Annotated in this window: 8 protein-coding genes; 4 read left to right on the top strand and 4 right to left on the bottom strand. The window is 60.4% G+C overall.

Annotated features, from left to right (window positions below):
• Positions 1–169: 169 nt before the first annotated feature.
• On the bottom strand, positions 170–1,285 hold the full coding sequence (recA, locus tag PSV43_RS00250; RefSeq protein WP_300192500.1) for a recombinase RecA: 1,116 nt from the start codon (positions 1,283–1,285) through the stop codon (positions 170–172).
• Between the two features lie 135 nt (positions 1,286–1,420).
• Positions 1,421–2,416, bottom strand: a complete 996-nt coding sequence (locus tag PSV43_RS00245) for a type II secretion system F family protein (RefSeq protein WP_300192498.1) — start codon at positions 2,414–2,416, stop codon at positions 1,421–1,423.
• 133 nt (positions 2,417–2,549) lie between these two features.
• On the opposite strand from PSV43_RS00245, the gene ribD reads away from it, so the two are divergent.
• Complete coding sequence (ribD, locus tag PSV43_RS00240; protein ID WP_300192496.1) at positions 2,550–3,614, top strand: bifunctional diaminohydroxyphosphoribosylaminopyrimidine deaminase/5-amino-6-(5-phosphoribosylamino)uracil reductase RibD; 1,065 nt, start codon at positions 2,550–2,552, stop codon at positions 3,612–3,614.
• 414 nt (positions 3,615–4,028) lie between these two features.
• The gene (locus PSV43_RS00235; protein WP_300192494.1) at positions 4,029–4,580 is read left to right on the top strand and encodes an HAD family hydrolase; all 552 of its coding nucleotides are present in this window, start codon (positions 4,029–4,031) and stop codon (positions 4,578–4,580) included.
• 63 nt (positions 4,581–4,643) lie between these two features.
• Here PSV43_RS00235 and PSV43_RS00230 read toward each other — a convergent pair whose 3' ends face one another.
• Positions 4,644–6,047, bottom strand: coding sequence for an N-acetylmuramoyl-L-alanine amidase (locus PSV43_RS00230; RefSeq protein ID WP_300192492.1), 1,404 nt, complete (start codon positions 6,045–6,047; stop codon positions 4,644–4,646).
• A 132-nt stretch (positions 6,048–6,179) separates the two neighbouring features.
• Between PSV43_RS00230 and gpmI the strand changes: the two genes are divergently transcribed.
• Complete coding sequence (gpmI, locus tag PSV43_RS00225; RefSeq protein WP_300192490.1) at positions 6,180–7,730, top strand: 2,3-bisphosphoglycerate-independent phosphoglycerate mutase; 1,551 nt, start codon at positions 6,180–6,182, stop codon at positions 7,728–7,730.
• 8 nt (positions 7,731–7,738) lie between these two features.
• Entirely contained in the window at positions 7,739–8,074 is a 336-nt protein-coding gene (locus PSV43_RS00220; RefSeq protein ID WP_300192488.1) for a phosphotyrosine protein phosphatase, read from the top strand.
• A gap of 332 nt (positions 8,075–8,406) precedes the next feature.
• Here PSV43_RS00220 and PSV43_RS00215 read toward each other — a convergent pair.
• Positions 8,407–9,019: hypothetical protein (locus PSV43_RS00215; RefSeq protein ID WP_300192486.1), on the bottom strand; the 613-nt coding region annotated here is incomplete at its 5' end.

Here is a 9,019-nt window from a genome sequence, read left to right as displayed (position 1 = left end):
CACCGCAGACCGATTGTTTCTCGACTGCGGAGGATTCCTGATTTTTCTGGCCGTGTTTAGCCATAAGATTCACGGAGTGACCGCGAAAAGAGGCGCACGGGGCGGGAAAAGTCAAACGCCGAAGGCCGGGAACGTGGGGCGATCATTGACGCCCCACGCCTGGTCTAGGTTACTCTTCTTCAGCGGCGGCAGGGGCGGCGGCCGCTTTGGCGGAAGAGCCTTTCTCCAAACCTGCCAATTTCTCGGCCTGCTTGGCTTTCACTGCGGCTTCGATCTCGGCATAGACGGTCGTATCGTTGCGCAGGACTTCCTTGGCGGCATCGCGGCCTTGGGCGAGCTGGGTGCCTTTGTAGCTGATCCACGAGCCGCGCTTTTGCAGGATTTCATAATCCATCGCGAGATCGAGCAGCGAGCCGACATTGGAGATGCCTTCGTTGTACATGATGTCGAACTCAGCCTCGGTGTAGGGAGGGGCGAGCTTGTTCTTCACGATTTTGACCTTGGTGCGGTTGCCAGTGACGGTGCCGTCGGTGGTCTTGATGGCACCGATGCGGCGGATGTCCACGCGTACGCTGGAGTAGAACTTGAGGGCCTTGCCGCCAGGGGTGGTTTCGGGATTGCCGAACATGACGCCGATCTTTTCACGAATCTGGTTGGTGAAGATGCAGCAGGTGCGTGCTTTGGCGATGATGGCGGTCAGTTTGCGCAGGGCGGCGCTCATGAGGCGGGCCTGAGCGCCGACGGTGGAGTCGCCGATTTCGCCTTCAAGTTCCTGACGGGTGACGAGTGCGGCGACGGAGTCGATGACGATGACGTCGAGGGCGTTGGAGCGGACGAGGGTCTCGCAGATGCGCAGGGCTTCTTCACCGGAGCTGGGCTGTGAGACGAGCAGTTCGTCCATCTTGACGCCAAGGCGGCGGGCATAGGCGGGATCGAGCGCGTGCTCGACGTCGATGAAGGCGGCCAGACCGCCGGCCTTCTGTGCCTGGGCGATGACGGTGAGGGTGAGGGTGGTTTTCCCGGAGGATTCCGGGCCGTAGATTTCTACCACGCGGCCACGGGGGAAGCCGCCCGTGCCGAGTGCTTGGTCGATGAGCAGATTGCCGGTGGGGATGACGCTGATGTCGGATTTCACGCCTTCGCCGCCCATGCGGAGGATGGCGCCTTCACCGTAGTCTTTCTGAATTTGCTGGATGGCCAGATCGAGATTGCGGCCGCGTGCTTCAGCGAGCTTGTCGGGTTTGGCGGAGGAAGTTTCGGAGGAGTCTTTGGGTGCGCGGGCCATAATCGTTGGTGTTCAGTGTGGAATAAAAAGCTGTTCGGGCGAACAGAAAGCGCATTTATTGAAGATGGTAAAGCACTTTTCATCCTTAAGACGCGAAAAATTGCCACCCGGAGCCACATCAAGCCGTGATTTGCCTCACATGCTGTCGAGCTGCTGCAGCGTGCTGCCGTAAAAGCCCGACATCATGGTGATGATGCGATAGGCCACATACATGACGACAATTCCGTAGGCGATCTTTGGCAGCCACTGCGCGGCAAGTTGCACGGCATCTGCTGCCTCGATGGTCTCCGAAGCGGCCCAGCGGTTCATTTCGTGATCCAGAGTTCCGGCTTCTTCTGCCGTGGCGATGCCATGCACGAAGGACATGGGAAAGCCATGCACGTCCGCCATGGCTCCGGCGATGGTTTCTCCTGCTGCGATACGCTGGGCGGCATCTTTCGCGGCATGGCGTAGCAGGCCGCTGTGGGAGGCGCTGCCTGCGAGTTGCATGGCCTCCGTCATCCGCATGGAGGCCAGGAGGCAGGCATGAAACACCTGGGAAAAACGCGCCAGCGCCCAGTGCCGGCGCACGCTGCCGATCAGCGGGAGGTACCCGAGCCCGCGATCCACTGCTGCGGATTCCGCGCCTAGGCGAGAGAGCCAGCGCCAGAGCAGGAAGAGGGACAGCAGCACGAGCCAGAGAATAGCCAGCGGAACGAAGATGCCCCCCATTGAATAGGGTTTGTCCTCCATCGTGGACGTGACCATGGTCGGCAGTTCTGGCAGCACGATGCCCAAGTGCGCGAGCACCAGCGGATAAATCATGGCCCCGAGGGCCTGCTTCACCCCTATGTGCCAGGCCTCGAAATAGCGCGAGAGATGGCTGAAGGCATCGCCCAGGCGTCCGCTGCGCTCGCCGGCGTCGATGAGTGCAAACTCCAGCGCGTCTGAAAACGCCCCGCAATGTTCGGTGATGGAGGTGGCGACACTCTTGCCTTCTTTCAAGCCGAGCTGCAGGCCCTGCAACCAGGTGCGGCGCGCATGGGAAGGCTGCTGCTTGAGCAGGAGTTCCAACGAGCGGTCCAGATGAAAGTTTGCCCCCACCAGCTTGGCCAGTTCGCGATACAGCAGGGCTTTTTCGGAGAGTTTCATCGGCGGAGAGAAACTAACGCCATCGACTCTGCGACAGCGAGCACAAAAATCTTCGGACCCCGGGAAGGTGCCTGTTGTGTGACACTCTTATTGCTTCTCAGGTGCGTTTCGCCGCCTATCATTTGGCTTCCGCATGCCGCCGCCCATCGCCCATAAAGAAACGCCCGACCCGCACTGGATGCACCTCGCGCTGGACCAAGCCCAGCTTGGTGTCGGACTCACCAGCCCCAATCCGCCCGTGGGTGCGGTCATTGTTGCCCAGGAAAAAGTCATCGGACGCGGCTACCACCACAAGGCGGGCGATCCACATGCCGAGGTGGAGGCGATTCGCGATGCGCAAAAAACGAATCCCAAGCTGCTGCGTGGCTCCACGATCTACGTCACGCTGGAGCCCTGCTGCACGCAAGGCCGTACGCCTGCGTGTACTGAGGCGATCAAAGCTGCGGGCATCAAGCGCGTGGTGTTCGGTGCCCATGATCCCAATCCCAGCCACTTCGAGCAATCCCGCAGCATTTTCTTGCTCGCCGGCATTGAGGTCACTGCCGGGGTGCTGGGTGAAGAGTGCCGGGCTATCATCCGTCCCTTTGCCAAATGGATTACGACAGGCATGCCCTATGTGATTGCCAAGGCTGGACAGAGCCTGGATGGCCGCATCACGCGTCCAGCGGGTGAGAGCTCGCTGATCACCAATGACGCCGCACGCGCGCATGGCCGCAGACTGCGCATGCGGGTGGATGCCATCCTCGTCGGAGCGGAGACGATCCGCCAAGACAACCCCCAGCTGACTCTGCGCGATGGCAGTTCCGGCAGCGGCAAGGTGCAGCCCTGGCGCGTGGTCCTCACTAGCAGCGGCGACATTCCACCGCATTCCCAGATCTTCACGGACGAGCACAAGGATCGCACCATCATCATGCATGGCAAGGACCTGCCCGAAGCGCTGGCCCTTCTTGGTCAACACGGTGTGCTTTCCGTCCTCATTGAGGGCGGTGGCATCATTCTCGGCCAGGCGTTTCGGGAGCAGTTGGTGGATGAGGTGTATTGGTACATCGCCCCGCGTTTCTGCGGCGGCGGACGTCCTTCGATTGCCGGGCCCGATTTGCCGGCCTCCATCGAGTTGGAGAAAATCACCGTGCGCCCCATGGGGGACAACGTCTGCTTTCACGGTTTCCCTGTGTGGCCGGGAGCGGCGCATGAATAAGGCGGGCTCTAGAGTGATGGTGGAGACTGAGCCGTTGGTCTCAAACTTTTTGCTGAAGGCGAGTTCCACCTTGGTGGTGACACAGCATTCTGCGAACACCCAAAGTTCATAAGTCGGCCGAGTGTGGTGCTGGGGGCCGCTGGTATGGGGTGGAATGATGATGAGGGGGGCTGCGAAGGCGCTGACCGACAGACAGGAGTGTCTGTCGTACTTCAGAGGATCAGCGTTTTCGGGCTGAATAAGTACGATGGACACTCTTGTCCGTCGATCAGCGTTCTGCGAACACCCAAAGTTCATAAGTCGGCCGAGCGTGACGCTGGGGGGGGGCAGGTGGTATGGGGTGGAATGCAGATGAGGGGGGCTGCGAAAAGAGCTGTTTCCTCGCCTAGACACTGAGGCTATGCGTGTGGTCGCATGCCCACTGTTTCGCCTCTCCGCCCTGCCGTTTTTTTTGACCGCGATGGTGTTGTTAATGTTTCTCCTGGGGACGGCTACGTGCTGCGCTGGGATGATTTCCATTTTGCGCCGGGCATCATTGAGGCTCTGGCACTGTGCCGGGAACGTGGTTATGCGACGATTCTGGTGACGAGCCAGCAGGGCGTGGGCAAAGGATTGATGACGCAGGAGGCACTCGACGTTCTGCACGGGCGCATGCAAAGCGAGCTGGAGCAGCATGGTGCGGCGCTGGATGGCATCTACGCCTGCACGCATCTCGCAGGCACCTGCACCTGCCGCAAGCCGAGCGCGGAGATGATTTTCCGCGCGCGTGACGAGCACGGTCTCGATTTGACGCGGAGCTGGCTGGTGGGGGATCATGACCGCGACATCCAAATGGCGGTCAACGCGGGCGTGCCGCGCACGGTGCGAATTTTGAGCCATCATGAGCCGAAGGTGGTGGCGGAGTTTACGCTGGCGGAGACCTCGGATCTGGCTGCACTGCTGCGGGAGAAGCTACCGGAGATCTGAAAGGAGAGGGATCATCCTGATCCCTTTGGATCCTTTGCAGGGACCAGGATGGTCCCGCTCCTCTCAGCGCTTGCCCATCATCGCGGATTCGAGCGCCTTGCGGTAGTTCAGGACGGCATCTCCGATGGCGGCTGAAACCTGCTGGCGGTACGTTTCGGAGGCGACGAGCTGGCATTCGGCACCGTTGGTGAGGAAGCCGCCTTCAAACAGAATGCCGGGACGCTTGCAGCCGGTGAGCACGCTCCACTGCGCACGCTTGATGCCGCGATCGACGAACTTGAAGCGGCTGATGACGCTGGCATGCACGGCGGTGGCGAGCGCGATGTTGGCGGAGTCCTGCTTGTTGCCGGTGACGCCGTTGACGTTGTAGCCACCGCCACGGCTGATGGTTGCGGCAGCGCTCTGGGGCGTGAGCGCCCAGGTTTCGATGCCGGTGGCGGCAGCGCCGCCGGAGTTGAAGTGGAAGCTGAGGAAAATGCTCTTCGGGGTCTGGTTGGCGATGGCCACGCGGCCGCCGAGGGTGAGGAAGGTGTCCGTCGAACGAGTGAGGACTACTTTGAAACCGCGCTGAATCAGGGCTGCGCGCACGGCCATGGCCATCTTCAGGGCGAAGTCTTTCTCATAACCGTAAATGCCACGCGCACCGGCGTCATGGCCGCCATGGCCGGCATCGACGACGATGGTGTCGAAGAACTCGGCGTTCTGAATGTGGCTGGGGTAGAGGACGGGGTCGATGAGCTTGCACAGATCGAGGCGCGAGAAGAGCACCTTGCCGTTGTACTCCACCACCGGGAAGCTGAGGATGAACTTGATGTTGTTGATCAGCATCTCCTGCGAGCCGATCTGCGCCTTCAGGATGAGCTTCGAGGAACCGAGCCAGAAGTGAGTGCCCTGAATGCGGAAGGTGGTGAAGCCATAGACGGGGTTGTAGAAATTCCGGATGCTCTCCGCCGTCACATAGTCACGTCCGCCGATCTTGACGATCTCCCAGCCGCCGTTGGCAGGAAGGACTTCGACGGCTTTGGATTTCTCTGCGGTGGAGGGCTTGTCGTCGTCGAGCTCTTTGAACTCACCCTTCATCGGGGCCTCGTTGTCCTTCGCGGAGGAGGACTTCGTCACGTCCTTGGGCGTCTCTTTTTTCGCGGCGGTCTTGGCGGGAGTGGATTTTTTGCCGATCTCCACCTTCTTGCCGCCGGTCGTGGTGATGATGACCCGTGGCGGTTTGCTGCTGGTGGACTTTCTGGTGGCGGTCTTTTCCGGCTCAGGCTTCGGCTTGGCGGCAGGTTTTTTTTCTGGCTCAGGCGCAGGTGGCGGCGTTTCGGCCTTGGAGCCACCTCCGAAGAGCTTTTTGAAGAAGCCCGGCTTCTGATCATCTGCATGCGCCACGTCGAACGACGCTGAGGCCAGAGCGAAAGCTAGGAGGGCGATGAGGGCCTTGGGGAGGATGGAATGTATTCCGGGGGGCATGACGGGAATGACGGCAGTAGCGAAATAAAGCTGCCCTTTATACCCTGAGACGGGCCGGAGCGCAAACGTTCTGACGCGCCGGTCTTCCTTGGCCTTGATAATAAGCCCGCTCTGACGCATGGAACGGGTGATATGGCAAAAAAACCTGTTGTTCTGATTATTCGTGACGGCTGGGGCATCAATCCCGGCGGCAAAGCCCAAGCTGAAGCCAATGGAGATGCCACCCTGCTGGCCCGCACCCCCTTCCACGACCACCTTTACGCCTCCTATCCGCGCGGCACCGTCAGCGCCAGCGGCGAGGACGTGGGCCTGCCGGACGGCCAGATGGGCAACAGCGAAGTGGGACACCTCAATCTCGGCGCAGGCCGTGTGGTGTATCAGGACCTCACCCGCATCAACAAATGCATCCGCGATGGCGAACTCGCCACCATGCCGGTGCTGGTGGAAGCTTTCGAGATGGCCAAGGGCAGGCGCCTTCACTTCCTCGGCCTCATCAGCGACGGCGGCGTGCATTCGCATCAGAATCACCTCGCCGCGCTGTGCAATGCCGCGAAGGCCGCAGGCGTGAGCGATTTGATGGTGCATGCGATCACGGATGGCCGCGACACCTCCCCGACGGGCGGTGCTGTTTACATGGCCAAGCTGGAACAGGACCTCGCCCCGAGTGGTGCCAAAATTGCGACTGTCATTGGCCGTTACTACGCCATGGACCGTGACAAGCGCTGGGAGCGCAACAAGCTGGCCTGGGATGCCATTGTGCTCGGTCGTGGTGAAGTCCGTTACGATTTGCCGAGCGCCGCTGTGCTGGACGCCTACCCGAAGGACCCGCGTGGGGATGAATTCATGCAGCCCATGATTTTCTCCAACGCCAACGAGCAGCGCATCCGCGATGGCGACGTCATCCTGTGGTTCAACTTCCGTGCCGACCGCGCCCGCCAGCTCAGCGATGCTTTCCTGAAAGCCGACTTCGATGGCTTTGATCGCGAAGTGACGCCGAGGACCGGTTACTACACGTTCACCGAATACGACGCCCACTACACCGCTCTCGGTGCCCGCGTAATCTTTGCTCCCGAGAGCCTGAGCAACAATCTCGGCCAGGTGGTGGCTGCCGCGGGTATGACCCAGCTCCGTGCTGCGGAGACGGAGAAGTACCCGCACGTGACCTTCTTTTTTAACAGCGGCGTGGAAGAGCCGAATCCCGGTGAAGACCGCTACCTTGCGATCAGCCCGAAGGAAGTGCCCACCTACGACAAGAAGCCGCAGATGAGCGCGCCCGACCTCACGTTTGAGGTGATGCACCGTCTTGAAAGCTACGACCTCGTCATCATGAACTACGCCAATCCCGACATGGTCGGTCACACCGGGGTCGTTCCAGCGGGCATCCACGCCTGCGAGACGATTGATCTCGGCGTGCGGATGATCGTGGAGAAGGTGCTCGCACTCGGAGGCAAGCTGTTCATCACCGCTGACCACGGCAACTGTGAGCTCATGCGCAATCCGGATGGCTCGCCGAATACTGCGCACACGACGAATCTTGTGCATGGCATCTATGTGGCTGCGGATGCGGGTAGCTATACGGTGGCTGATGGCAAGCTGGCGGACATCGCGCCGACCCTGCTGGATATGCTGGGTGTGAATACATCGGCTGAGATGACGGGGAAGAGTTTGCTGGTGAAGAAGTGATCTGAGTGATGCGCCTTCTCTTCCTCTGCTCCCGCAACCAATGGCGCAGTCCGACGGCGGAGAAGGTGTATCAAAACGATGCGCGTGTTGAGGTTCGCAGTGCGGGGCTGAGTGCATCGGCGCGGTGCCGGGTTTCGGAGAAGCTGCTGAGGTGGGCGGATCGTGTGCTGGTGATGGAGCATGCGCACAAGCGGCGGTTGATGGAGCAGTTTCCTGAAGTCGTGAGCGATCTGCGCATCGAGGTGCTCGATATTCCGGATGATTACGAGTTTATGAATCCGGAGCTGGTGACGATGATTCGGGAGCGGGTGGAGCCGCTGCTGGATGAAAGTACTCGTGCGTGAGCTTTATACCACGATCAGTCAAATACAGGTCTTCGACTCCGCAGGAGAAACCCCTTTGCTGGGAGCTTCTGGAGCGGGTGCTCTGAAGCCAAGGGGATTCCATTTCAAAGCGGCGCAAGAAGACAGGATTAACAAGAGAACAGGATGATGCAGGATTTCCCATGAGAGAATCCTGTGAATTCTGTCATCCTGTGAATCCTGTCATAATCGGCGTCATTTGTCCGGAGCCACCTCATTGAGTGAAAGCCGGTGCAGACCTCTTTTCAACTATGGATGGTATTAGCTCGTTCGTGGAAGAGGCGGCGCTTCCCAGAACGAGCTAAAGCTCATGACTACTTTCGCTGCGGCACCAACTGCCACAATCCGACGACGTGCTCCCAGCGGCGGATGGCGGTGTCGATGAGGAAGATCAGGAGCAGTGCGAGGAGCAGGGTGGGCCAGAGTTCTTCGTATTGGATGGCCTTGGTGGTTTCGAGATTGGGGAGGCGTTTGGAATCCGAGAGGTAGTCGCCGCCGGTGATGCGCACGGCTTCTTTGAGCAACGCTTCGTTGACGGTGCCGAGGCTGGCTTCGGTGGAGGGATTGTGTATGAGGCCGGTGGTGACCATCTCGGCACCGAACTGCGCGCGAATGAGATACACGCCGGCCTGCGTGGGTTTGAAGTCAGCGGCATAGGTGCCGGGGGCATCCTGCCGCAGCGTCAGTTTTTGCACGGCTTTCATCGGCGCGCCCAGAGCATCTGCCGCGACGTGAAACACCTCTGCGGAGACGGTGGCGTTGTTGGCGCGTGTGCCGGCGTCGGAGAGGAGATCGACGCTGATGCGGGCGTCATCTCCCTGCATGCGTGCGGACAGATCCATGAGGCGTCCCTGCGGAGCGCGGGCGGTTTCCCGCAGCACCTGGGACCAGAAGCGGCCATAGTCGGGCCAGCGTGCGATCCAGAGC

It is taken from the genome of Prosthecobacter sp., assembly GCF_029946185.1.
Taxonomy (GTDB): Bacteria; Verrucomicrobiota; Verrucomicrobiia; order Verrucomicrobiales; family Verrucomicrobiaceae; genus Prosthecobacter.
Note: the sequence above shows the minus strand (reverse complement) of the source record. Positions and strands in the feature narration are given on the sequence as shown.

Excerpts from the sequence above, each read along its gene's own strand:
- recA (WP_300192500.1), bottom strand. The coding sequence starts at position 1,285 with ATGGCCCGCGCACCCAAAGACTCCTCCGAAACTTCCTCCGCCAAACCC.
- PSV43_RS00245 (WP_300192498.1), bottom strand. The coding sequence starts at position 2,416 with ATGAAACTCTCCGAAAAAGCCCTGCTGTATCGCGAACTGGCCAAGCTG.
- ribD (WP_300192496.1), top strand. The coding sequence starts at position 2,550 with ATGCCGCCGCCCATCGCCCATAAAGAAACGCCCGACCCGCACTGGATG.
- PSV43_RS00235 (WP_300192494.1), top strand. The coding sequence starts at position 4,029 with ATGCCCACTGTTTCGCCTCTCCGCCCTGCCGTTTTTTTTGACCGCGAT.
- PSV43_RS00230 (WP_300192492.1), bottom strand. The coding sequence starts at position 6,047 with ATGCCCCCCGGAATACATTCCATCCTCCCCAAGGCCCTCATCGCCCTC.
- gpmI (WP_300192490.1), top strand. The coding sequence starts at position 6,180 with ATGGCAAAAAAACCTGTTGTTCTGATTATTCGTGACGGCTGGGGCATC.
- PSV43_RS00220 (WP_300192488.1), top strand. The coding sequence starts at position 7,739 with ATGCGCCTTCTCTTCCTCTGCTCCCGCAACCAATGGCGCAGTCCGACG.